We start from the raw sequence: 26,711 nt of genomic DNA on the forward strand, positions 1-26,711 counted from the left end.
GGAGAGTTGTGTATGTTAACTCGCCATTATGAACATTGGCCTTTTAGGCTAACCAAACAAATTGTTATTCCCGATACTACAATATATAACAACCTAGAAATCAGTGCGAAGCGGTATCCTGAGAACATTGCTATAAATTATTATGGTAATAAACTAACGTATAAACAACTAATTAAAGAAGTTGATGCAATGGCTGGTTTCCTTCAACATGAATTAGGGGTTACAAAAGGAGATAAAGTATTATTATTAATGCAAAATTCCCCTCAATATATCATTGGATATTATGCTATCTTACGGGCTGATGCCATTGTAGTACCATTAAATCCGATGTTAAAGACAATGGAACTTGAGTTTTATATTAAGGATGGCGATATAAAAAATGCAATTATTGGTCAAGAATTGATAGAAAATGTACATCCGTTATTGGTAGATGGTTTCCTGAAAAATATTATTATAGCTGCTTATTCGGATTACATATCGGATGAATTTCCTTTGGAGATTCCTAGGGAAGTGGCGGTTTTTAGAAAGGAATCCAATCATTCTAATCATTATTTGTGGAATGAGTGCATCGGATTTAATTATGTACCGAATGAAACGACTTCGGGCCCTGATGATCTTGCTGTCATACCTTATACTTCTGGAACTACTGGTTTACCTAAGGGGTGTATGCATACGAATAGAACTGTTCAGGCAAATACTGCTGGTGGAGCACACTGGAATAGAACAAATGCTAGCAATGTACAATTGGCAACCCTTCCCTTCTTCCACGTAACTGGAATGGTAGGTAGTATGCATACGCCAATATTTGCTGGAAGTACGATTGTTATCATGACGCGGTGGAATAGGGAGGTAGCTGTAGAGTTAATAAGTCGCTACAAGTGTACGAATTGGGTTGCGATTTGTACGATGGTTACAGACTTTTTAGCAAATCCAAATCTCGATAAAGAACAAATTTCTTCATTGATTAGCATAGCTGGTGGTGGGGCAACACTTCCTGAAGCAGTAGGGCAGAAACTCTATGAAATGACTGGAATAAAGTTTACGGAAGGATACGGTCTTACGGAAACCATTGCACAAACACATCAAAATCCCGGAGAAAGACCTAAGATGCAATGTTTAGGTATCCCATCATTTGGAGTAGATGCGAGAATCATTAATCCCAATACAAATCAAGAAGTTGAAGCTGGTGAAGAAGGAGAAATTATCATTAATGGACAACAAGTAATGATAGGCTACTATAATCGTGAAGATGAAAATGAAAAGGCATTCATTTATATGGATGATAAACGTTTTCTCAGAACTGGAGATATTGGTCGCTATGATGAAGAAGGATATTTTTTTATCGTTGATCGCGTTAAAAGGATGATCAATGCCTCAGGGTTTAAAGTATGGCCGACAGAGGTAGAATCATATCTTTATAAGCACCCTGCTGTACATCAAGCATGTGTAATTGGAGTGCCTGATACGAGAAAAGGAGAAACAATAAAGGCTTTTATCATATTAAAAGAAGAATATAAAGGGAAAATAAACGAAAAGGAAATTATTACATGGGCGAAAAAGAATATGGCAGCTTATAAGTATCCTCGCTTTGTTGAATTTAAAACAAAATTGCCAACAACGAGTAGTGGAAAGATTCTTTGGCGTAAACTCCAAGAGGAAGAACAAAAAGTGAAATAGAAGTTTTTTTGGTGAGAACCTGCGCCGTTAATTAACTGGAAATATATTATATTTATAATATTTACACTATATGAAGGAGGACTTCAAATGCGAAGTTGGAAAGTAACAAAATTAGGAGAACCATCAGATGTGTTGGAATTGCAAGAACACCCAAGGCCTAAAGTAGAACCAGGAAAAGTTTTAATTGAAGTAGATGCATGTTCCTTGAACTTTTTTGACATTTTACTTTGTCAAGGTAAATATCAGGAAAAGCCACCAATCCCTTTTACACCTGGATCTGAAATATCTGGTACGATTCGAGAAGTCGGTGAAGGTTCCCAATTTAATGTAGGCCAACGGGTTATAGCTACACCAGCCAAACCTGAAGGTGGATTGTCAGAGTGGGTAAGTGTACCGGAAGAATCTGTTTATGTTGTGACAGACTCAATGATTTCCAGTGAGGCTGCAGGGATGTTTATTACGTATCAAACATCTTATTATGCGTTATATCATCGAGCATCTCTTAAGGAAGGAGAAGTATTGTTAGTTCATGCTGGGGCTGGTGGAGTAGGTTCAGCGGCTATTCAGCTTGGAAAAGCTAGAGGAGCAAAAGTAATCGCAACTGCAGGAGGACCAGAAAAAGTTCAAATTTGTAAAGATTTAGGTGCGAATATAGCAATTGATTATAGGGTAGAAAATTTTGTTGAAATTGTTAAGAAAGAAACAAATGGGAAAGGTGCAGACGTTATATATGACCCAGTAGGTGCAGACGTTTTTGATTTATCTCGGAAATGTATTGCCTTTGATGGGCGCTTATTAGTAGTAGGATTTGCAGGTGGACGCATACCAGAAGCACCGGTAAACCATGCACTAGTTAAGAATTATTCCATAGTAGGGGTTCATTGGGGATTGTTTAGAAAACACTTCCCAGAAAAGGCAAGGGAGATTCACAATGATTTAATGCGCTTATATGAAGAGGGTTCAATCCGACCATTAATTTTTAAGGATTATGATTTCACTAAGGTCCCTGAAGCATTAGAAGTGCTAGGGGATAGAGGAACGTACGGAAAATTAATTGTTAAACCTTAACTTGGAAATCACACACACTAATTAGCTAAATGTGGACACCTTAATCTAAGTATAAAGGGGTGCTAGTGATGACTAAATTCAAGAAGATTCTATTTGTAAAATTACTGCTTTTACTGGGATTAGCAGTTATTGTTGGATGTACGTCAGAATCAGGTTCATCGGAGGAAAGTCAATCGGGGAAAACTACGGATACCAATGATGGTACACCACAAAAGGGTGGAGAAGCTGTTGTTACCTATGTAGCAGATGTTAGTAGTTATGATCCTATTAAAAGTACGACTGGTATTGACCAAGCATTATTATGGCCTCGGTATATGAGACATTAATTGCATTCACACCTGAACTAGAATTAAAGCCAGGCCTTGCTGAAACTTGGGAAACACCAGATGATACAACAATCATATTAAACTTAAGAGAGGGCGTTACGTTTCATTTCATGATGGTACACCGCTTGATGCGGAAGCAGTTAAATTTAACCTCGATCGGGTGAATTCAGATGAATCTGTGTTAACGACATTAGGTAATGTTGACAATGTGGAGGTTGTAGATACGTATACGGTAAAGATAAATTTAAAGGAACCGGATGCATCTATTTTGGCAGCATTATCTGATCGGGAAGGAATGATCGTTTCACCTACAGCCATCGAGAAATACGGGGAAGATTATGCTCAGAATCCTGTGGGAGCAGGGCTGTATAAAATGGTTGAGAGAATACCAAATGGTGAAATTGTCTTCGAAGCATTTGAAGACTATTGGCAAGATGGGAAGCCTTATCTTGATAAAATGACTGTAAAAATTATGGCTGATGAAAATACAAGAGTAAATTCGCTTAAATCTGGAGAAATCGATTTAGCTTACTTACTTTCGGTTGGAGCTACCCAAAGCTTTGAAAGTGATTCTAATTTTGTCAAAACAGAAATAATGCCATTAAGGCATAGGCAATTATTTGTGAATACATCAATGGCTCCACTGGATAATAAAGCAGTGAGATTAGCGATTTTGCATGCTATTGATCGTGAGGCACTTATCCAAGCGCTTAACTTTGGTGAAGGTGAGCCTGCTAATCAGTCTTTTCCAAAGGATTACTGGGCAGCCGATGAAAACATAGAAATCGAGTATGATCCAGAAAAGTCGAAAAAATTACTACAAGAGGCAGGGCTTGAAAATGTTTCATTTACTATGAACATTCAGGCAAACCCTTTCATGAGTAAGTTAGCAGATGCAATAAAGGAACAGTTAAGTAATGTTGGTATTGAATTGAAAATTACCCCTATAGAGATTGTCGCCGGAGATGCAAGTTATTTTTCAGAGAAAAAAGTACCTGCACATTTAACTTCTTATACAGGTCGAGCTGATCCACATCAGGCTGTTAAACTTTTATATTCAAGTGAAAGTTTTCATAATGCTGGAAGTTATTCTACTCTTGAAATTGAAGCACTAATTTTGGAAGCAGCAATCGTTATTCCAGTCATTTTTGAGCCACATCTATCAGCGAACAGCAGTAGATTAAAGGGGTATGAGCCTAATTTAATAGGAAAAGCGTTCTTTAATGATATTTGGATAGATCAGTAATATTTTTTAGCGTTATTAAAGATATGAGACGATTGTATACATTTACCAAGATGCAGTAGCGATAGTCACAGGTGGTAGATTAACAACTTTGCGTTTTGCAGAAAAAGCTTCTCTATCAGGGTTGCAGTTCTTGATAGAGAAGCAGGTGTAAAAAAAGTAAATGTATTAAAAAAGAATGTATAAATGCAGAATATGCAATTACTGATATGACAAATCCAAAGGAAGTAGAAAATAGGCTTACAAAGACAATGGCTATATCATTAATAAGCTCCATATTTAATTTTAAAAAAGTATGAAAGGGGTGTTAGTAATGGTTAAGTTCAAGAAAATTACTTTTGTAAACTTAGTGCTTTTATTGGTTTTAACTGTTATTGTTGGATGTTCGTCGGAATCGGGTTCATCAGAAGAAAGTCAAGCGGAGAATACAACTGATACTAATGATGGTACACCGAAGCAAGGTGGTGAAGCGACTGTTACCTTTCTTGCCGATGTTAGTAGTTATGATCCAATTCTAAGTACTACTGGTACTGATCAGTCTTTGTTATGGCCAGTATATGAGACACTAATTGGATTTACCCCCGAACTAGAACTAAAGCCAGGGCTTGCTGAATCTTGGGAAACACCAGATGACACCACAATCATTTTACATTTAAGGGAAGGTGTTACGTTTCATGATGGTACACCACTAGATGCAGATGCAGTTAAATTTAATCTTGATCGGGTAAATTCAGATGATTCCCTATTAACTACGTTAGTTAATGTTGAGAATGTCGAAGTTGTAGATACGTATACAGTCAAATTGCAATTAAGTGAACCTGATGCATCTATTTTGTCAGCATTATCTGATCGTGAAGGAATGATCGTTTCACCGACTGCGATTGAGGAAAACGGCGAAGATTACGCTCAGAACCCTGTGGGTGCAGGACCGTATAAAATGGTTGAAAGAGTGCCGAATGGTGAAATTGTATTCGAAGCATTTGAAGACTATTGGCAAGAGGGTAAGCCTTATCTTGATAAGTTGACTGTAAAAATCATGGCAGATGAAAATACGAGAATTAATGCTCTTAAATCAGGAGAAGCCGATTTAGCTTATCATCTTTCAGTTGCATCTAGTCAAAGTTTTAAAAATGACCCCAATTTTGTTTTAACAGATATAATGCCATTGAGACACAGGCAAATATTTTTGAATGCGTCAATGGCCCCAATCGATAATAAAGACGTAAGATTGGCAATTTTACATGCTATTGACCGTGATGCACTTATCGAAGCTATTACCTTTGGTGAAGGTGAGCCCGCTAATCAATCTTTTCCGAAAGATTACTGGGCAGCTAATGAGAATATGAAAATTGAATATAATCCAGAAAAATCAAGAAAGTTACTAGAAGAGGCAGGAGTTGAAGATGTCTCATTTACTATGATTACACATTCAATTCCGACTGTACTTAGGGTAGCAGATGCAGTACAGAGCCAGTTAAGTGATGTTGGTATTGAAGTGAATATTGAGCCTATGGAAATTGTCGCTGCTGATGGAAGTTATTTCGCAGATAAGGAAGCACCTGCTTACTTAACTGCATATACAGGCCGTGCTGATCCGCACCAGGCTGTTAAGATTTTATATGCAAGTGATAGTTATTACAATGTTGGCAGCCACTCTACTCCAGAAATTGAATCTCTTATTTCGGAAGCTGTCTCAATTTATAACCAAGGTGAACGCGCTAAATTGTATAGTGAGCTTAGCAAGAAAGCTATCCTGGAAGAAGCAATCGTTATTCCGATTATTTTTGAGCCTCATCTATCAGTAAATAGTAGTAGATTAAAAGGTTACGAGCCTAATTTAATAGGTAAAGCATTCTTTAATGATATTTGGATAGAGGAGTAAGATTTTTTAGCGTCACTAAAAACAAGGAGATGGTTGTATGCGCCTACATGATAAAGTGTCAATAGTTACAGGTGGTGGGGGAGATATAGGTAGAATAACAGCATTGCGCTTTGCAGAAGAAGGGGCTTCTATTATGGTTGCGGATATTAGTGAAGAAGCATGTGTGAAAACAGTAAATATGATTAAAGAGAATGGTGGAAAGGCAGAGTATGTAATTACTGACATGACAAATCCTCGGGAAGTTGAAAATCTGGTTCAAAAGACATTAGATTCATATAATAAAATCGATATTTTATTCAACAATGCTGGTGTTGGAAGTGGTGGAGAAAAGAAATTGCCTGATGTATCAATGGAACAGTGGAAAAAAGTTATAGACACTAATATTACAGGTGTGTTTTTGGGAATGAAATACGCTATTCCAAAGATGGAATCTGGAAGCTCGATTATTAATACTGCCAGTATTGCAGGAATTAAAGGGCAAAAGTTAACTTCGGCTTATTCGGCCTCTAAAAGTAGTGTAATTGCACTTACTAAAGCTGTTTCCAAAGAATTCGGAAGACAAAATATTCGCGTTAATGCAATTGCGCCGGGAATTATTGATACTAGTATGGTAACTCACTGGAAGGAAACGGAAAAGTGGCCACTCTTATCCACTGCCAATTCTTTAAAAAGAATTGGAACACCAGAAGAAGTAGCCAACGCTGTTTTGTTCTTAGCTTCAGGTGAAGCCTCATTTATTACCGGGGAAACTTTAGTTATTGATGGTGGGACATTGAATCAATAATTATCTTTGATAGCTATTAAAAAGCAGAATACAAAGTGGCGATCTCCAAGAACTCCATTTATCTTAAGGAGTTCTTTCTTTTTCATCATATAGAGTATTTTGATGCAAATAGGAATCGAAGGTAAAGAATATATAGAAAAATCAGTATATTTTTAAATTTAAGTGTTTTCAAACATCAAAAAATAGTATATAATAAAAAACAAGTATTCAACATTAGATTAATGAAAGCGCTTTAATGAGGTGGTGATAGAAAATTGACTGTTAAAGTTAAGGATATAATGACAAGAACATCAGTTCGCTTTTATGATGATGATGAGGTAAACAAAGCTATTGAAATGTTTTATGATTTGAAAGTGGAAGCAGGTCTTGTCTTTTCTGAAGACCAATTAGTTGGAATGATTACTATAAAAGATCTAATGAAAGGAATAGCTTTAAAAAAGAAAAGGGTAGGAGAAGTCCAAATTCATATTGATAAGTTTGTACATGAGGATGAGACCATCACTATGATTGATTCAATTAATTGTAATGTTTACCCAGTAAGGAATCAAGAGAGTATTTGGACAGGCTATGTTAATAGCCATCAATTACTTGATGCAAAAGCAAATCAAATGGAAACTGAGAAAATAAGTTTAAATGCTATATTTCAATATGCGCATAACGGTATTATAGCTATTGACAACAATGGTTATATAACAGCTATGAATCCAGCAGCTGAGCAACTTACAAACTTAAAAAAAGAAGAGTGCCTCGGTAAGTTTTTGGCTGATGTAGGTATTCCAACTGAACTATTGGATGTTGCGAAAACAGGAAAAAAGCAAACAAATAAGTATAACGTAGGGAAACGTAAATTTATTTCAAATAGAACTCCTATAATTCACAATGGTAAAACAATAGGCGCTGTAGGTGTTTTTCAGAATATTTCAGATATAACTGATACATTTAAGGAACTTCGCAATATACAACAAGTTGTTAGAGAATATGACTACGTTCTAGATTTTTTAAATGATGCATCTTTGATTCTTGACAGATATGGCGCAGTGTTAAAAGCAAACACAGCATTTAAACGTGTACTGGGTACATTAAAAGTACCTAAATATTATCAGGAATTATTAGGTAATTATTTTGAAAACTGTGTAGTCACCGATATAAAGAGACGGAAAAAAGCTATTACTTATCTCGAAAGGAATAAGCAAAATGGAAATCCTATTTTAATTAGAGCAGCACCAATTCAAACTAAAGATGAGGGGTTTAACAAGATTGTAGTTACTATTAGGGATTTGTCAGTTGCTAATGATAATAAGAGTTTCTTATTCTCTGAAAGATTTAAACTACATCAATTATTTTCTGATTTTAAAAAAAGTCATATCTTAGTAACACAGTCAAAGGGAATGAAAAAATTAAAAAGAAGAATTTATCAATATGCGAATAATGAAGAATCTATCCTCATAGAAGGTGAATCAGGTACTGGAAAGGAAAGAATCGCACGAATTATTCATGCTAGCAGTAATAATCATGATGCGCCTTTTATCAAGATTGAGAGTGGTTCAATTTCAAATATATCAACAATCGATAAAACTGTTAATGGGATGATTTACTTTAATGAAATTGAGAAATTGCCAAATAATATGCAATTATATTTACTTAATCTTCTATATACTAAACCAAAGAAATTCCGAGTAGTAGCAGGAACTAATACAAAATTAAAACAATTTGTTGAAAAGGGTATATTTTGTAGAGAATTATTTGAAGTTTTAAGCTCAGAAATTATTTATATGCCTTCTCTAAGAGAAAGAGTAGAAGATATACCATTATTGGTTTCTGTATTACAAGATAAATTTTCCGAATTATATAATGTAGAAAAATTTTTTTCAAAGGAGGCGATCGAAAGCTTAGAAGGTTATAATTGGCCAGGAAATATATTAGAACTCATGAATGTAATTGAAAGACTTATTACCATTACTCCAGAAGCAACAATTAATAGAAACCAAGTAGAGGATTGTATCTTTCAACAACAACATATTGCTCGATCTCCTAGAAAGGTTCTTGTCAATGGCATAGTTCCATTAAAGGATGCCATTGGGGAGGTAGAACAACAATTAATCACACAAGCAATGGCTTTATTCCGTAATACTAGAAAAACCGCATCTGCTTTAGGGGTTAATCAATCTACAGTAGTCAGAAAAATGCAAAAGTATGCCGAGGAGTAATTAGAATATTATTAGCTAAGGAGGAAAAATAATGAGTTGGCAAGCAGAAATAGAAGAGTTGCGAAAAAGGGAGAAAGAAGCATATAAGATGGGTGGAACTGAGAATGTTGAAAAACACCTTTCAAGAGGAAAATTAACAGTTAGAGAAAGGATTAATAGATTACTAGATAATCACTCTTTTCATGAAAGTGGAGCCATTGCTGGAAAAGTAACTTACGATGAGAATGGTGAAAGAAAAGATTTTAGCCCAGCGAATTTCCTTCTAGGTACAGGAAGAATAAATGGTAGAAAAGTTGTCATTGGCGCAGATGATTTTACTGTACGCGGTGGTGCTGCAGATGGGGCAATTAAGGAAAAACAATTATACTCGGAAAAAATGGCTCATGAATTACAGCTTCCTATTATTCGACTAGTTGATGGAACTGGAGGTGGAGGAAGTGTAAAATTCCTAGATATTCAAGGGCATACATACGTTCCTGTCAATCCAGCTTGGGACTATGTTGTGAAAAATATGGGGGTTGTTCCTGTTGTAGGTGCATGTCTTGGTTCTGTAGCAGGTTTAGGCGCAGCTAGAGTAACTGCATCACACTTTTCTGTAATGGTAGAGAAAACATCGCAACTATTTGTGGCAGGACCTCAAATTGTAAACTTTGGTGTTGGCCAAAATCTAACAAAGGAAGAATTGGGTGGCGTTCAAGTACATCGTTCAAGTGGCGCAATTGATAATATAGTGAAATCTGAGGATGAGGCATTTGAACATATACGTAAATTCTTATCTTATTTACCAAGCAATGTCTATCAGTTGCCACCTGTAATTGAATCAAAAGATCGCATAGATCGTAAAGACGAAGGCTTAATTTCAGCTATTCCAAAAAATAGAAGACGTCCATATAAGATACGACCTATTCTGGAAAAGATTTTTGATATTGGTTCCATTTTTGAAATGGGTCGTTACTATGGTGGTGGGACTGTAACAGGGTTTGCTAGACTCAATGGGCATGCAGTAGGTTTTTTAGCAAATGATCCATTTGTTGGTGGCGGGGGATTAACAGTAGATAGTTGTGAAAAGATAGAGCGATTTGTTGATTTATGCGAAACCTTCCATCTACCAATTGTGAATTTAGTTGACCAACCTGGTCTTGTTGTAGGGCTTGAAGCTGAAAAAAGAGGGACAATCCGTAAGGGCGTACGTGCGATAGCATCAATTTATCAGGCAAGAGTTCCGATGATAGAAATTATCCTTCGCAGAGTATTCGGCGTTGGGGGTGCAGGAATGATTAATGGTCATGGACTACACCAGCGTTATGCATGGCCGTCTGGTGACTGGGGATCACTACCAGTCGAAGGAGGAATCCAGGTTGCATATCGTAGGGAGCTAGAAGCTAGTGATAATCCACAGGAATTGTTAGCCAACTTGGCAGCCAGAATGGAAAGTGTTCGTTCACCATTGCGCACAGCTGAGGCGTTTGGAATCGAAGAAATTATTGATCCTCGAGATACAAGACCGCTACTATGTGAATGGGTGGATGATGCATATACATTATTGCCGCAACACATTGGTCCATCTACACATACGATGCGTCCATAATAAAAAATAAAAGGAGGGTTTAAGATGAAGAAGATGAAGTTAAATTCAATTAGTTTATTATTTTTATTGATTGCTACCCTACTAATAGTTGTAGGTTGTTCGGGAAATGAAGAAGTTAGTAATACAGAAGAAACAGCAGTAAATAGTGATACTGTTGAAGAAGGTACACCGGTACAAGGTGGCGAAGCAGTGTTTGCATATAATACGGACCTTAGTAACTATGATCCAATTAAAGGGAGTGCAGGAAGTGACCACACATTACTGTGGCCTGTCTATGAGACATTAATTAAATTTACATCAGAACTAGAGCCCGAACCTGGTTTAGCAGAATCCTGGGAATTTACGGATAATACAACACTTTTGCTGAATTTAAGAGAAGGAGTAACTTTCCATGATGGAACTCCTTTTAATGCAGAAGCGGTTAAATTTAATATTGAACGTATAAATTCAGGGGAGTCAAATATATCTGATTTAGAGAATATTGAAAAAGTAGAAATTATAGATGAACATACAGTTGAATTAATTTTTTCACAGCCCGATTCATCTATATTGTTAGCTTTATCTGATAGAGGCGGAATGATGGCATCTCCAACTGCTGTTGAAGAGTATGGAGAGGACTATTCACTAAATCCTACAGGAGCAGGACCTTTTAAGATGGTTAACCATATTCCAAATGGTGAGATAGTTTTTGAGGCATTTGAAGAGTACTGGCAAGAAGGTCAGCCATATTTAGATAAAATGACAGTAAAGATAATGGCAGAAGAAAATACAAGAATTAATGCATTGAAATCAGGAGAAGTTGATTTGGCTTACTACTTATCTCCTACTAACGTACAATCTCTTGAGAGTGATCCAAACATTGTATTAAAACAAGTGGTGCCAGTTAAATTCCGTATGCTTTATATTAATACAGAATATGAACATGTAAATAACAAAGCTGTAAGACAAGCTATTTTACATGGCATTGACCGTGAGGCCATTGTTCAAGCGATTAACTTTGGTAAAGGTGAGGCAGCATATCAACCGTTCCCAGCAGATTATTGGGCATCTGATAGTGAACTTACAATAGAGTATAATCCTGAAAAGGCAAAAGAACTGTTAAAAGAAGCTGGATTGGAAAATGTATCCATAACGATGAATCACTATACTACTGCATATGAGCAAAGAATAGCAGAAGCAATAAAGAGTCAATTAAGTGAAATTGGAATTGAAGTAAACCTACAATCTATGGAATTATCAGCGGCTGTATCAAACTACTTTAGTGAAAAAGAAGTCCCTGTTTTCTTATCGAGTTGGACTGGTCGACCAGATCCGCAAATGACAATTAATTATTTATTTGCAAGTGATAGTTTCTATAATGTAGGTGGACATTCTACAGAAGAGATTGAGAGTTTAATTTCTCAAGCAGCAAGTAATTATAATCAAGAAGAGCGTGCAGAACTTTACAAGAAAATTAACCAGAAAGCTGTTTTAGAAGAAGCGATTATGATCCCACTTTTCTTTGAATTAGTAACAGATGCTATGAATCCGTCGATAAAGGGATATGAGCCTAATATGTTAGGTAAACCAGTGTTCTCAACCATCTGGAAAGAACAGTAATTTCAAGACTAGGAGTAACAGTAATCTGTTACTCCTCAAATAAAATATGAAAATTCGATCTTTTATTAACTACAAAATTAACGAGAGGAGAGGGTATAATGTTTTTTAAATTTATTATGAGAAGATTGCTTTATGTTATACCAATGCTTATTATTACAACCCTCATCGTATTTTCTTTCATTTTGTTAATTCCGGGTGATCCTGCATTAGCGTTACTTGGTGAAAATGCTACACCTGAGAAGATAGCTCAAATACATGCACAATTGGGACTTGACCAACCTGTAATAAAACAATACTTAAATTGGCTTGGAAATGCGGTTCAAGGGGATTTAGGAAGGTCAATATTTACAGGGCAACCTGTTGAAGAAGCAGTGTTTAGTCGGTTAGGTGTTACGTTTCAACTTGTTATAGTTGCTATGATTTTTGCAATTGCTGGCGGATTGTTCTTTGCGATTACATCTATTTACTTTCCGAATAGTTGGATGGATTACGTTGCACGATTCTTTGGAACACTGGGAACAGCAATTCCAAACTTCTGGTTAGGGATGATATTGATTATATTTTTCAGTCTCCAACTTGGCTGGGTACCAGCAACAGGATTTACAAGCATTACCGAAAGTCCGGGGGCCTTTTTACAAGGGACAATACTTCCCGCAATAGCACTTGGTGCTACTGGGATGGCGCAAATAACGAGGCATTTAAGGTCGTCCTTAATAGAAGTAATGAGTGCCGATTACGTACGTACCGGTTTTTCGAAGGGAATTAATCGTTGGCAGGCTATTATGAAACATGGTCTCCAAAATGCAATGCTTCCAGTAGTAACGACAATAGGTATTTTATTTGGAAATCTATTAGGTGCGACTGTGGTTATAGAGACTGTTTTTGCTATACCAGGTATGGGGCAGCTTGCGGTAAATTCCATTTTACAACGTGATTTTACGATGTTACAAGGTGTAGTACTTGTACTAATTGCGTTAATAATACTAATTAACTTTATTACAGACATCGTCTATGCTTTATTAGATCCACGTATTGAATATTAAAGGGGGTTAGAAAAATGAGTCTTAGAGGTATTTTTAAAAGATTAATGGGAGAGCGTCTAGCTTTTATTAGCTTGATTTTTCTAATCCTTCTTGGGATTACTGCTATCGTTGCTCCCTATGTTGCACCCCATGATCCATTGGAACAAAATTTATCAAAAGTGTTATTAAATCCAAGTGCGGAGCATTGGTTGGGAACGGATGAACTTGGTCGAGATATTTTTAGTAGATTGATCATGGGGCTTACAGCTGCATTCCAAGCGGGATTGTTCGCTATTTTAATCCCACTATGTATTGGTGTACCTATGGGGATTCTTTCAGGATATCTTGGTGGTATTATTGATGATATCTTTATGCGGATTGTAGATGGGATCATTGCAATTCCGGCAATCCTATTGGCTTTAGGGATAACTGGAGCGTTAGGAATTAGTCTATGGAATGCCATGATTGCAATCGGTATTATTTTTACACCACAAATGGCTAGGTTAGCTAGGGGGCAGACTTTGCAAATTCGCACAGAGCCTTATGTTGAAGCATCAAAAATATCTGGTGCAGGAGCTATATGGATTATGGTGAAACATATTATTCCAAATATTGCTCCTCCAATTATAGTTCAGGCTTCATTTTATTTAAGTTATGCCATTCTTGTGGAAACATCATTAAGTTTTCTTGGAATGGGAGCCCAATCACCGCAAATAAGCTGGGGAAATATGATTCAGCAGGCTTATAGCATGATTAATATGAATCCTTGGATGATCATTTACCCTGGTTTAGCTATTATGCTAACCGTTTTAGCTGGGAATTTTCTTGGAGATGGCCTGCGAGTTGCGCTTGATCCGAAATATAAAAAAGCTTAGTAGGGGAGGAAGGCAGAATGAAGATTACAGAGAGTCCATTACTTGAAGTGAAAAACCTTCAGACATATATAAAAACGAAGAAAGGAGAAATTAAACCAACGAATGATGTTTCGTTTTCGATAAATAGAGGTGAAATTGTAGCATTAGTTGGGGAATCTGGTAGCGGAAAAAGTGTAACTTCCTTGTCGATTATGGGATTAAATGCAAGTGCAATTAAATATAAGCCTGAGAGTTCAATAGAATTTAAGGGAAGGGATTTATTGAAATTAAAAGAAAAGGGATTAAGGAAAATTAGAGGAAATGAAATTGCAATGATTTTCCAGGACCCTATGTTTTCATTGAATCCTGTTCATCCTATTGGAAAGCAAATTGCAGAATCGGTTGTGTTGCATAAAAAGGTAAACTATAAGGAAGCTTTGAAAAGAGCACTTGAGTTATTGAATAAAGTAGGTATACCAGATGCAGCAAGACGGATTAATGATTATCCGCATCAATTATCTGGTGGGATGAGGCAGAGAGTTATGATTGCTCTTGCACTTGCCTGTGATCCAGAACTGTTAATTGCTGATGAACCTACAACAGCATTAGATGTGACGATTCAAGCGCAAATCCTAACCTTACTTAGAGACTTACAACAAGAGCTTAATATTTCGATTCTATTAATTACGCATGACCTTGGTGTAGTTGCTGAAGTAGCAGACCGTGTCCTTGTTATGTATTGCGGGAAAGTAGTGGAGGAAGGTACTGTTGATGAAATATTTGATAGCTCTCTACATCCATATACGAGAGGATTAATGTCAAGCATACCACCATTACATGGTATTTCTAAGGATTTGTTAGATGCTATTCCTGGTGTTGTTCCAAATCCATTAGAGTTACCAAAAGGATGCAATTTTGTAACACGTTGTGATTTTGCAACAGAAAGATGCCATCAAGTTGAGCCGGAATTAACTAGGTATCCATCTGGAAATAGGGTTTCTTGTTGGAATAAGTTGGATAAGGAAGGAGAGATGAAAGAACATGTCACAACCTCTATTAACTCTTAAAGACGTTAAGAAATATTTTCCAGTGGGAAGTGGTCTCTTTGGAAAAAAGGATCAATTTGTGAAAGCGGTTGATGGTGTTAATTTAGATATATACCCTGGTGAAACGGTTGGTTTGGTTGGAGAGTCTGGTTGTGGGAAAACAACAACAGGAAGAATGGTTGTTGGCCTTTCTAATCCAACAGAAGGTGACATATTATTTGAAGGAAAGAAACTATTAGACTATAAAAACAAAAAAGGTTTAGGTAAGAATTTGCAAATGATTTTCCAGGACCCTTATTCTTCACTTAATCCGAGAATGACCGTTGCAGATATTATTGCAGAACCATTAGTTCTCCATAATATCGGAACCAAAGCAGAGCGAAAAAAGAAAGTAGATGAATTACTAGAAAGAGTAGGTCTAAGTTCGTATCACGGAAAGCGATATCCAGTAGAATTTTCTGGTGGGCAGAGACAGAGGTTAGGTATTGCGAGAGCTCTTGCACTGGAACCGAAATTAATTGTTTGTGATGAACCAGTTTCTGCTTTAGATGTGTCGATTCAAGCGCAAATCTTAAATCTATTGAAGGACATTCAGAAAGATATGGGGATATCGTATCTCTTTATTGCCCACGGTATTCAAGCTGTAAAGCATATTAGTAATCGAATTGCCGTAATGTATCTTGGGAAAATTATCGAACTTAATGAAACTGAAGAACTATTTGAAAACCCAAGGCATCCCTATACAAAAGCATTGTTGTCTGCAGTACCTCATCCCGATCCAAAAATGAGGGATAGGGAGCGTATTATACTAAAGGGAGATTTACCGAGTCCAGCCAATCCTCCGAAGGGATGCAGTTTCCATACACGCTGTCCAGTGGTAATGGAGCAATGTAAGAGTAAAGCACCTAAGTTGGTAACTACTTCTGAGCAAAGTTTAACAGCCTGCTTACTCTTTGATGAACAAGAAAGTGAAAATCTGACTTTAACAAAATGATAAAGTAACTATTTGCTTGTAGTATTTTAATCGTGAGGAGGAGTGAGACCACTTGAAAAGTCTTATTAAAAAAAATTGGCCAAATATATTACCAGAAAAACTTAATTATCGTTTAGGTGAAAAACCTCTCCATGAGTATTTAGCCAATAATGCAAAAGAAATTCCAGGTCAAACAGCATATATCTTTTATGGGAATAATATTACCTGGAGTGAACTAAATGAAAATGTAGATAGATTCGCAAGTTTTCTTAAGAGTAAAGGTGTAATAAAAGGTGATCGAATAGCCTTGTATATGCAAAATTGTCCGCAATATATTATTGGGCATTATGCTATTCAAAAATTAGGTGCTACGGTAGTGCCGCTAAATCCGATGTATAAGGAAGCTGAATTGGAATATTTAATAAATGAAGCATCTATTAAAGCAATATTTTTAGAGCAAAAACTTTATACTAGAGTCAAAAATATAAGAGAAAAAATACCATCACTTGAATTTGTTGTTACAACGAATTATGCCGACTATTTACCAGAAGAGCCAAACATGCCGCTGCCAGATGAACTTAAAGTGAATAAACAGAAGATTCCTAATGTATATGACTTTTTTGAAATTCTGGTTTCCTATCCGGAATTAAATGAAACGGCAGAGATTGATTTATGGGAAGATATCGGGCTATTGGTTTTTACGTCTGGGACTACTGGAAGACCGAAAGCAGCGATGCTGACATATGGAAATGCACTCTTTAAAACAGCTTCAACTAGCCAGATTAAGGGATATAAAATAGAAACAAATACAACTGCGACTTCTCCCTTATGTCATATAGCAGGTATGTTAATGGGGGTAAATATTCCTGTGTATAGCAGGTGCAAGACCGTTTTATTTACTCGATTTGATCCAGAGGCTGCAATCACTGCTGTTGAAAGGTATAAGATTAATTCATGGTATACGGTAGCTACAATGAATGTGGCAATTTTAAATCATCCGGGTATTGAGAATCGGGATTTGACGTCATTAAAGACAAATTACGCTACAAGTTTTGGAATGCCGGTTAATAAGCAGTTAGCAGAGGATTGGGCGAAATTGACTGGGGGTTGTGTGCTTACTGAATCATCATATGGATTAAGTGAAACACATACCGCTGATACCTTTATGCCGTTAAATAAGATAAAATTTGGCACCTGTGGTATTCCAGTTTATGACACTTCTATTCGTATTGTTGATTTTGAAACTGGTCAAGATTTACCTCCTGGGGAACAGGGGGAAATTGCTGTAAAAAATCCCGGTGTTTTTAAAGGGTATTTAAATAGACCAGACGCAACTGAAGAAACATTACGAGATGGTTGGGTGTTTACAGGTGATATTGGTGTGATTGATGAAGATGGTTACCTGTCCTTTAAAGGGCGCATTAAAGAAATGATAAAATCATCAGGTTACAGCGTGTTTCCAGAAGATGTTGAAATATTGATAAAGGATCATGAGGCTATATTACAAGTAGCTGCTGTGGGTGTTCCTCACATGACAAAAGGAGAAATTGTTAAAACATTTATTGTGCTCAAGCCTGAATACAAAGGGAAAATAACAGAGGATGAAATTATTGAATGGGCTAGAGAAAAAATGTCTGCCTACAAATATCCACGTGAGGTTGAATTTCGTAATACGTTACCTGCAACAAATTCAGGGAAAGTATTGCGTAGATTATTAGTAGAAGAGTAATATTCTATAGCCAATTAGAACTCCATAGATAGTTAATGGTTATCTTACCTGTTAACTATGGAATAAATATTAGGATAAACGAGGTGCATTAAATGTCGATTTTATCTGGGGTTAAAGTTCTGGATTTTTCACATTATATCGCTGGCCCCTTCTGTAGTCAGATACTTGGTGACCATGGAGCTGATGTAATAAAGGTAGAGCAAATAAATGGAGAGAGGGGAAGGATAGCTCCTCCACTTCATGATAATGGTGAAAGTTTATATTTTGCTTCCGAAAACCGTAATAAACGTGGACTTTCAATTGATTTGAAATCAAAATCTGGACAGGAAATAGTAAAAAAACTAATCGAAAAAGCAGATATTCTAATAACCAATTATGGGGCTGGTGTACCTAAACGGTTAGGAATAGACTTTGAGACGATTTCAAAAATTAACCCAGAGATAAGTATGGTTCAAATTACAGGATTTGGATTGGATGGACCATATAAAGACTACGCGGCTTATGATGGAATTGTACAATCAATGAGTGGTTTAGCGTCTCTAACTGGGCATCCGGGGGGGAAACCTACGATTGTTGGAACCTATATAGCTGATCATATAGCTGGTTTGCAAGCATCGATGGGAGCAATGCTTGCATTGTTTCATCGAGAAAGAACCAAGAAAGGGAAGTTTGTTGACGTAAGTATGTTAGACAGTATAATTCCTATGTTTGGTAGTATACTTTCTGAACACTTGGAGACAGGTAAAGAAAGGGAATTATTCGGAAATCGTGATCCTCGTGCTTTTTGTAATGCTTATCCGACAAAGGATGGATACATTTTTATTGCCCCTAACACACAAAAAATGTGGGAATCGTTTTGTGGATTAATGAATCGAGTTGAATGGACAAAGGCTGATTCCATTTATTCAACTCGTGAAGGTAGAATGGAAAATAGAGATGATTTAGAGAGTTTAATAGCTGAGTGGACAAAGCAATATTCTAAACTTGAAATCTTTGATTTACTTCAAAAAGAAGGAATAGCATCTGGACCTGTTAATTCATTGGCGGATATTGCGAAAGATCCACAAGTAAAAAATAGAGATATGATTCGCAAAATGAGATTAAGCAAAGAGGGAGAAGAGATTCAAGTTAATGGAGTTCCTATTAAGATTAGCGATACTCCTTTTAATGAGTTAACTCCCCCACCTGCTATAGGAGAGCATTCGGAGGGAATTTTGTCTGAACTTGGTTATACATCACAGGATATAAAATCTTTTTCTGATTCAGGTGTAATTTCTTCTGAGAGAGTGTATCAAGAATAAGCAGTAGAATGGAGGTATAATATGATAAACAAAATATTAGTAGCAAACCGTGGTGAAATTGCTGCTAGAATTATCCGCACATGCAAAATGTTAGATATTAAAACAGTAGCTATCTATTCAGAAGCAGATAAGGATTCACCATATGTGAAAATGGCTGAGGAAAGCTTTTTAATAGGTCCTCCCAATGTAAATGAAAGTTATCTAAATATAAATAAGATATTATCTGTAGCAAAAGAGGCTAAGGTTGATGCGATTCATCCAGGCTATGGATTTTTAAGTGAGAATGGGAAATTTGCAGATAGTTGCCGAAAAGAAGGGATAATATTTATTGGACCTTCAAGTAAGGTAATAGAAAAGATGGGCGATAAAATTGTTGCTAGAAGTATTATGAAAGATGCAGGTGTTCCTGTAATACCAGGGACAGAAGGAGCTGTAGCTTCGGTTGAAGATGCTATTAATCTAGCTAAGGAAATTAACTATCCAATTATGTTAAAAGCCTCTGCTGGAGGCGGTGGAATTGGAATGGAAGTTGTTCATTCAGATGAGGAACTAGAAAAAGCTTTTGAAAGTAATCTAAAAAAATCGCAAAGATTCTTCGGTGATGGATCGATGTTTTTAGAGAAGAAAATTGAGAATGCACATCATATTGAAATTCAATTATTGGCTGATAATTTTGGTAATGTTGTTCATTTATATGAACGGGAATGTTCTATTCAACGGCGTAATCAGAAGGTAATTGAGGAGGCGCCATCAATTTTCATCTCAGAAGAAACACGTAAAAAAATGGGAAGCATAGCCGTACAAGCTGCTAAGGTAATAGGATATACAGGTGCAGGAACCATAGAGTTTCTAGTCGATGAGGAGAACTTTTATTTTCTTGAAATGAACACAAGACTTCAGGTGGAACATCCTGTAACAGAGGAAATAACTGGAGTAGATATTGTTGAAGCACAAATAAAAATAGCTGAAAATAAAACGTTACCTTTCAATCAAGACGAAATAGTAAGTGAGGGTCACTCCGTAGAAGTGAGAATATATGCCGAGGATCCAGTAAGATTCTTTCCATCACCAGGGCTTATTACAAAGGTTGAATTTCCAGAGGGAGAAAGTATTCGAAATGAAACTGCTATCACAAATAATTATACTGTATCCCCTTACTATGACCCTATGATTGGAAAATTGATCGTTAAAGGTAGTGATAGGAAGCAAGCCATTTCAATTTTAAAGGATGCGCTAATGCGATATAATATTGAAGGTATTAAAACGAATATTCCAATGATTCTTGAAATTATTAATAATGAAATATTTCAGGCAGGTCAAACAACAACTGATTTTGTAGAGAAGCATTATTTGCCAGTAATTAAAAAATAAAAAAGATGTGGAGGAGGAATAAGAAATGCAGGAATTAAAAGCTAATATGACAGGAAACGTTTGGAAGGTAATTGTTAATCAAGGGGATAAAGTTGAAGAAGGTCAAGAGGTAGTAATATTAGAATCGATGAAAATGGAAATACCTATTGAGGCAGAAGCATCTGGAAATATAAAGGAACTAAAAGTTGGAGAAGGAGATTTTGTTAATGATGGGGATGTTATTGCTATCATAGAATAACTTGGTTATGAATAATATAAAGAATGATTAATATACCTATATTAAGGAATAAATTATACGGAGGTTCACAGTTAAACCCGCTTGTGAACCTCTTTTAGCAATCATATATAGGGGTTAAGGTTAACATAGAAGGTAGGTTTTATAGGTAATGTTAACTCGCTCATCTTCTGAAATAGAAAAGAAGGATAGTCAGGTGATTCCAGAGAAAAAAATAATTTATATTTGGAGTTTTGCTGTATTTTTTGCGACGATGAACTCAACTATGTTTAATGTTGCTTTACCTAGTGTCCAAGTTGATCTATCTATTAATATTTCCGTTGCATCTTTAATTATTTCAGGTTACTCTGTGGTTTTAGCAATTTCTACATTAACATTCAGTCGTTTAAGTGAGTTTATACCTATCCTTAAACTTCTAATAACAGGTATAGTACTACTAAGTTTTGGTTCGATAATAGGATTTTTCTCTAAGCACTTTGTTTTAGTTCTAATTACACGCCTGGTCCAAGCTATTGGTGCGGGTTCAATAGTAAGTCTTTCCCTTGTACTTATATCACGGTACATACCATTTTCTAGACGCGGAAGAGCAATGGCATTAACTTCCTCTGCAGCAGTATTGGGACTGGGTTTGGGGCCTGTTCTTGGTGGGATAATTGATCAATTTTTGGGATGGAACTTTCTTTTCTTGGTAACAGTTTTGATTGTATTTTTAATACCTATGTTTATTTATTTATTACCTAAAGAGGAGATAACAAAGGTTAAGTTTGATTCCATTGGTTGTGCTTTGACATGTTTAAGTGTCGTATGTTTGATGGTTTTCTTCTCCACCTTTAAAGTTATTTTTATATTAATATTTATTTTATTAATAACGCTAACATCAAATCATTTTCTTCGGGTGAAAAGTCCATTCATCAAAGCTAATTTATTAAAGAATAGAAAGTATACTACACTTTTATATATTGGCTTTGTATCATACTTTGTCTACTTTTCCACTTTGTTTATATTGCCTTTTATATTGACGGATATATTTCAATTAGAATCATCAGAGATTGGATTCCTTGTCTTCCCCGGAGCTATTTTATCAGCTGTTGCCGCAAATTTCATCGGACGACTTATTGGGCGTTTTGGAAACGTATCTATTATTCTTGCTGGTCAAGTATTTCTGATAATCTCTACCATTTTGTTTGCGTTTCTAGCAACAAGTTCAACTTTACCTATTTTAATATCCTACTTATTTATGAGCCCTGGATTTACTGCCCTATCAACAAGTGTACGTAATGAAATATCAAAAATATTACATGTAGATGAAATTGGTTCGGGTATGGGGATTGTGCAATTAACCCAATTTTTTGGAGGATCTTTTGGTGTCACCATTACAGGAACAATCCTTACTATTCAAGAAGGACTTTCGCAAGTAATTATGTATAGAAATATCTATATAGTACTAATTGTTGTTACAATAACCTCTATATTAATGGTGTTTTTATATCGGAGAAAGCTAGAAACCGGAGTATCAGACGATTAGCAATATAAATTAGTGCGAAATCACTAATTTACAAGATATCAGCAAATATTAATTCTATTTTTAGAAATTATAAGCCTAAAGATGGAGAGATGTATGTTTCATGTCACATTGAATATTGGTCTAGAATGCCAAATACTATAACTGTCTCAGAAATTATACTCTATCAAAATCTTGAAGTCATATGATGATTATTAAGGGAATACAGTGGATAAGATATTTGATGGAAAAGCTAGGAATGACTTCATACAAATATCTAGGAATTATTGACTATTGGTCAACACCACCTACTGCATTTAGTAGGATGAAAGGAAAAAGGCACAATTATAGATCAGTATAATAAAGCTGGGGGAAATTGGATCGGAAGAATGTTTACCATTTTCCTTTTTATATAAGGTTATTTATCCCCTTTAATTATCTGAATTTATGATATATAATAAATATTATAAACATACTATACGGTTAGTATTAAATTTTGCGGAGTATCTATCTTATCTAGGAAATCTAATTTTAATAGTTTACATTGAATTAAGGAGGAGCATGCATGAGCGAAATGTCGGTAGGCTCAATAATAACAAATGTAGAATTTCTATGTGCTGAGGAAGCAGTGTCAAAAATTCCTAACAAAGCGCGCATGATGGTAGGTGGGTTTGGACGTTCCGGTATTCCGGAGTATTTGTTGGAAACGATGATTGAAACAACCGAAATAGATGGTTTGACAATTATAAGTAACAACATTAGTGAAGGTTCGAATCTACATCATTTATTTATGTTAGGGAGAATAAAAAAGGCAATTGGTACGTATTACACAACGAGTAAAGAAGTGGTGAAGGCGTATCGTGAAAATCGAATAGAGATTGAGTTGCTTCCTCAAGGGACTTTGTCTGAGGCATTACGATTAGGTGGGTCAGGTATCCCTGCATTTTATACGCCGACATCAGCTGGTACAGAACTAGCCAAAAATAAAGAAAGCCGTATGTTTAATGGCAGAGAGTATGTTCTTGAAGAATCATTGACGGCTAAAGTTGCACTGGTTAGGGCACATAAGGCAGATAGAGCTGGTAATCTTATATACCGAAAATCTGCCCGTAATTTTAATCCGCTTATGGCAATGGCTGCTGACTTAACAATTGTGGAAGTGGATGAAATTGTCGAAATGGGGGAATTAGATCCAGAGCAAATTGTAACTCCATTTATATTTGTCGATGTGGTGGTAGAAAGGGGAAGGGAAAATGACTGATCTTACAGTAAAGCGTTACATAGCATGGAGAGCTGCTCAAGAATTACAAGCAGGAGTTGTAAATCTTGGTATTGGTATTCCTACTTTGGTGGCAGACTATCTTTCTCCAGGTCTAGTAACCTTACATTCAGAGAACGGAATTTTAGGTGTTGGACCATCACCTGTTCCAGAAGATGAAGATCCAGATTTAATTAATGCTGGAAAAGCGCCAGTTACCATACAGCCTCATTCTTCTTTTTTTGATAGTTCTTTATCGTTTGCAATGATGAGGGGAGGACATCTAGATGCAACAATAATTGGCGCTCTACAAGTTGCTGCAAATGGTGATATCGCGAGCTGGGCAATTCCTGGTAAAGATGTACTTGGAGTAGGAGGAGCTATGGATCTTGTAGTGGGAGCGAAAAGAGTAATTGTTGCAACTACACATGTAACACCAAAAGGGGAGCCCAAGATTCTTTCTAAATGCAAATACCCATTAACTGCTAAGGGGAGAGTAGATACAATTATTACAGAATATGCAGTATTTAAAATACGTCAAAGTAAGCTTTACTTAGTTGAAAAGGTTGAGGAGATTTCATTTGAAGATTTAAATCAAATAACTGAAGCACCTTATGAAATAGGAGGGAATTTCAAAACGGTAGTTCGTGAAGAATTGATGCATGCCTTATCTTAATAAACTAAAAATTTTATTCAAAATGAAAGATACTAATAATAGAGTAAAGGCAGGGGATAAATGATGAAAGTACAAGAATTATTTGACTTAAAAGGTAAAGTTGCACTGATTACTGGAGGAGGAAGAGGTTTAGGGGCACAAATTGCGGAAGTATATGCGGAAATGGGATGTGAGTTGGCACTTTGTTCACGGAAAAAAGAGAGTTGCGATGAAATTGCAGAAATGCTTTCAAATGAATATGGGGTTAAGGCTAAAGGATATGCATTAGATGTTTCTAGTGAAGAACAGGTAGAAAGTGTAGTAAATGAAGTTCTTAAGTATTTTGGGAAGATAGATATTTTAGTAAATAATAGTGGGGCAACCTGGGGAGCATCGGTAGAAGAAATGCCATTAGAAGCATGGAATAAGGTAATGAATGTTAATGTTACGGGAACGTTTTTAGTAAGTAAAGCAGTTGGTAAACATATGATTGAACGTAACTATGGGAAAATTATTAATATCGCTTCAGCTGCAGGACTGACAGTTAGACCCCCTGAAGTGACGAATACGATTGGCTATACGACAAGTAAAGCAGCAGTTATTCATTTTACAAAAGATCTAGCTATCAAATGGGCAAGACATAATATTTATGTCAATGCAATTGCACCAGGGATGTTCAGAACCAAGATGACGAAAGGGACCTTGGATCAAAAGGAAGACAGGGTTGTTGAAACGATTCCATTAAAGAAAATTGGCGACGAGAATATGTTAAAGGGTGCAGCTATTTATCTAGCAACACAAGCAAGCGATTTTGTAACTGGCACCGTGTTGAGTGTGGATGGGGGAAGTACGTTATAAAAGTTTAAGAGTGGGGGAATGGAAGAATGCAAAAGACAAATCGAAGTATTCTATTGGTTAGTCGACCAAAAGGGATGCCAAAACAGGAGGATTTTAAACTTATAACTAATCCAATTCCTGAAGTAAAAGAAGGTGAAATATTAATCCGAACTATTTACCTTTCTGTAGATCCATATATGCGTGGAAGAATGCGTGGGATAAAAACATATGTTGAACCATTTGAGTTGAATGAAGTATTAATTGGTGGAGTTGTAGGGGAAGTTATAGAATCCAGGAATTCAAGGTTTAGAGTTGGAGAAATTATTGAAGGACGTCTAGATTGGGCTGATTTTTCCATATCAAATGGAGTAAATGTTAGGAAAGTAAATCCTAACCTTGCATCAATATCAACAGCACTTGGAATAATAGGGATGCCTGGGTTAACTGCTTATTTCGGTTTACTGGATATTGGTAAGCCAAAGGAAGGGGAAACAGTTGTAATTTCTGGAGCTGCTGGAGCAGTTGGTACAGTTGTAGGACAAATTGCAAAAATAAATGGATGTCGTGTTGTTGGCATTACAGGTTCTGAGGAAAAGAAGAGATACCTTGAGGATAAGCTTGAATTTGACGTAGCAATTAATTATAATGCTGAAAACGTATTAGAAGACTTAAGGACAGCATGCCCCGATGGTGTGGACATTTATTTTGACAATGTAGGGGGGGAAATTTCTGATGCCGTCATGACTCTAATCAATTTTCAATCGAGAATAGTTCTTTGTGGACAAATATCTTTATATAACAAAGAAAAAAGTGAAAAGGGACCACGAATTCAAGGTTCATTAATTCATCATAGTGCAGTGATGAAAGGATTTATTGTTGGGGATTATGCCGATCGACATCATGAAGGCTTAGAGCAATTGGGTGAATGGGTAAAGGAAGGTAAGTTAAAATATCATGAAAGTATAGTGAATGGTTTAGAGAACGCTCCAAGGGCCTTTATGGGACTATTTAAGGGTGAAAATATTGGAAAGCAGCTGGTCAAGCTATAAGAGATTATTAATGTTGGACAAAAGTTAAAAGTTGATAAACATAGATTAATACATTTTATTATTCAATGTCTAATTTAAGCTTCTAATAAGGAAATCTAATTAAGCATGCTCCGATAAATGTTAGAGTAAAATCTAATCCATAATCGGAGTAGCTTTAATTGGAATAAAATTGTATAAGTGAATGGGTCTTTCCTTGATTACTAAGTCTATTAAATCCAAATTCTTAGAACCCTCACTTGACAATAAAAAATCTACTCATTAGAATGAATGTAAACGATTACAAAAAGAGGAGTTATCTAGTTTACTTTATCGGGAAAAGACAACAAAGAAAAGGATAAAATTATTTGAAAACACATCATTCCGCACCGACAGAAAAAGACTATCTACGAACTACAATGGAAGCTATCGTCTAAATACACCTCATGACAGAAAAAAATCTATTCACTACTAAATTAATGTAAATAGAATATACCCTAATCAATGTCATCAACAGTTACATGTGAACA

The 26,711-nt window shown here is 36.1% G+C and carries 23 protein-coding genes; all 23 read left to right on the forward strand.

Translation table 11 applies throughout. The annotated features are described in order from the left end of the window. Positions 1-12: 12 nt before the first annotated feature. Positions 13-1,677 carry a long-chain-fatty-acid--CoA ligase gene (locus BV906_RS05330; RefSeq protein WP_087972411.1) on the forward strand — a complete coding sequence of 555 codons (1,665 nt, stop codon included), beginning with the start codon at positions 13-15 and terminating at the stop codon, positions 1,675-1,677. 87 nt (positions 1,678-1,764) lie between these two features. After that, entirely contained in the window at positions 1,765-2,745 is a 981-nt protein-coding gene (locus BV906_RS05335; RefSeq protein ID WP_087972412.1) for an NADPH:quinone oxidoreductase family protein, read from the forward strand. A 68-nt stretch (positions 2,746-2,813) separates the two neighbouring features. Beyond that, positions 2,814-3,071 carry a hypothetical protein gene (locus BV906_RS05340; protein WP_087972413.1) on the forward strand — a complete coding sequence of 86 codons (258 nt, stop codon included), beginning with the start codon at positions 2,814-2,816 and terminating at the stop codon, positions 3,069-3,071. Beyond that, positions 3,047-3,235: a hypothetical protein gene (locus tag BV906_RS19140; protein ID WP_140321961.1), complete on the forward strand. Its 189-nt coding sequence runs from the start codon at positions 3,047-3,049 to the stop codon at positions 3,233-3,235. The genes BV906_RS05340 and BV906_RS19140 overlap by 25 nt, the downstream gene beginning before the upstream one ends. Further along, positions 3,232-4,317, forward strand: a complete 1,086-nt coding sequence (locus BV906_RS05345; protein ID WP_245843925.1) for an ABC transporter substrate-binding protein — start codon at positions 3,232-3,234, stop codon at positions 4,315-4,317. The genes BV906_RS19140 and BV906_RS05345 overlap by 4 nt, the downstream gene beginning before the upstream one ends. 310 nt (positions 4,318-4,627) lie before the next feature. Next, complete coding sequence (locus tag BV906_RS05350) at positions 4,628-6,196, forward strand: ABC transporter substrate-binding protein (RefSeq protein WP_176330275.1); 1,569 nt, start codon at positions 4,628-4,630, stop codon at positions 6,194-6,196. 37 nt (positions 6,197-6,233) lie between these two features. Then, positions 6,234-6,980, forward strand: coding sequence for an SDR family NAD(P)-dependent oxidoreductase (locus tag BV906_RS05355; RefSeq protein WP_087972416.1), 747 nt, complete (start codon positions 6,234-6,236; stop codon positions 6,978-6,980). Between the two features lie 254 nt (positions 6,981-7,234). Then, positions 7,235-9,187, forward strand: coding sequence for a sigma 54-interacting transcriptional regulator (locus BV906_RS05360; RefSeq protein ID WP_087972417.1), 1,953 nt, complete (start codon positions 7,235-7,237; stop codon positions 9,185-9,187). A gap of 31 nt (positions 9,188-9,218) precedes the next feature. After that, the gene (locus tag BV906_RS05365) at positions 9,219-10,775 is read left to right on the forward strand and encodes an acyl-CoA carboxylase subunit beta (protein WP_087972418.1); all 1,557 of its coding nucleotides are present in this window, start codon (positions 9,219-9,221) and stop codon (positions 10,773-10,775) included. Between the two features lie 24 nt (positions 10,776-10,799). After that, positions 10,800-12,374, forward strand: coding sequence for an ABC transporter substrate-binding protein (locus tag BV906_RS05370; protein WP_087972419.1), 1,575 nt, complete (start codon positions 10,800-10,802; stop codon positions 12,372-12,374). A 98-nt stretch (positions 12,375-12,472) separates the two neighbouring features. Next, entirely contained in the window at positions 12,473-13,417 is a 945-nt protein-coding gene (locus BV906_RS05375) for an ABC transporter permease (protein WP_087972420.1), read from the forward strand. Positions 13,418-13,431: 14 nt separating this feature from the next. Then, positions 13,432-14,271 (forward strand): ABC transporter permease, encoded by an 840-nt coding sequence (locus BV906_RS05380; protein ID WP_087972421.1) that lies wholly within the window; start codon positions 13,432-13,434, stop codon positions 14,269-14,271. A gap of 17 nt (positions 14,272-14,288) precedes the next feature. Further along, positions 14,289-15,317: an ABC transporter ATP-binding protein gene (locus tag BV906_RS05385; RefSeq protein WP_087972422.1), complete on the forward strand. Its 1,029-nt coding sequence runs from the start codon at positions 14,289-14,291 to the stop codon at positions 15,315-15,317. Further along, positions 15,292-16,290, forward strand: coding sequence for an ABC transporter ATP-binding protein (locus BV906_RS05390; RefSeq protein WP_087972423.1), 999 nt, complete (start codon positions 15,292-15,294; stop codon positions 16,288-16,290). Before BV906_RS05385 ends, BV906_RS05390 begins: the two co-directional genes overlap by 26 nt. A 52-nt stretch (positions 16,291-16,342) precedes the next feature. Beyond that, positions 16,343-17,998 (forward strand): AMP-binding protein, encoded by a 1,656-nt coding sequence (locus tag BV906_RS05395; protein WP_087972424.1) that lies wholly within the window; start codon positions 16,343-16,345, stop codon positions 17,996-17,998. Between the two features lie 92 nt (positions 17,999-18,090). Further along, the gene (locus BV906_RS05400; RefSeq protein WP_087972425.1) at positions 18,091-19,299 is read left to right on the forward strand and encodes a CaiB/BaiF CoA transferase family protein; all 1,209 of its coding nucleotides are present in this window, start codon (positions 18,091-18,093) and stop codon (positions 19,297-19,299) included. Between the two features lie 21 nt (positions 19,300-19,320). Further along, the gene (locus tag BV906_RS05405; RefSeq protein ID WP_087972426.1) at positions 19,321-20,670 is read left to right on the forward strand and encodes an acetyl-CoA carboxylase biotin carboxylase subunit; all 1,350 of its coding nucleotides are present in this window, start codon (positions 19,321-19,323) and stop codon (positions 20,668-20,670) included. Between the two features lie 25 nt (positions 20,671-20,695). After that, complete coding sequence (locus BV906_RS05410) at positions 20,696-20,908, forward strand: acetyl-CoA carboxylase biotin carboxyl carrier protein subunit (protein ID WP_087972427.1); 213 nt, start codon at positions 20,696-20,698, stop codon at positions 20,906-20,908. A 193-nt stretch (positions 20,909-21,101) separates the two neighbouring features. After that, positions 21,102-22,430: an MFS transporter gene (locus BV906_RS05415; RefSeq protein WP_245843927.1), complete on the forward strand. Its 1,329-nt coding sequence runs from the start codon at positions 21,102-21,104 to the stop codon at positions 22,428-22,430. A gap of 541 nt (positions 22,431-22,971) precedes the next feature. Then, on the forward strand, positions 22,972-23,667 hold the full coding sequence (locus BV906_RS05420; protein ID WP_087972429.1) for a CoA transferase subunit A: 696 nt from the start codon (positions 22,972-22,974) through the stop codon (positions 23,665-23,667). After that, positions 23,660-24,340, forward strand: a complete 681-nt coding sequence (locus BV906_RS05425; protein WP_087972430.1) for a 3-oxoacid CoA-transferase subunit B — start codon at positions 23,660-23,662, stop codon at positions 24,338-24,340. The genes BV906_RS05420 and BV906_RS05425 overlap by 8 nt, the downstream gene beginning before the upstream one ends. Positions 24,341-24,403: 63 nt before the next feature. Beyond that, positions 24,404-25,177, forward strand: a complete 774-nt coding sequence (locus BV906_RS05430) for an SDR family oxidoreductase (RefSeq protein WP_087972431.1) — start codon at positions 24,404-24,406, stop codon at positions 25,175-25,177. Between the two features lie 26 nt (positions 25,178-25,203). After that, the gene (locus BV906_RS05435) at positions 25,204-26,205 is read left to right on the forward strand and encodes an NADP-dependent oxidoreductase (RefSeq protein WP_087972432.1); all 1,002 of its coding nucleotides are present in this window, start codon (positions 25,204-25,206) and stop codon (positions 26,203-26,205) included. Positions 26,206-26,711 lie beyond the last annotated feature (506 nt).

Source organism: Oceanobacillus rekensis (genome assembly GCF_002153375.1).
Classification (GTDB): Bacteria; Bacillota; Bacilli; order Bacillales; family Amphibacillaceae; genus Oceanobacillus; species Oceanobacillus rekensis.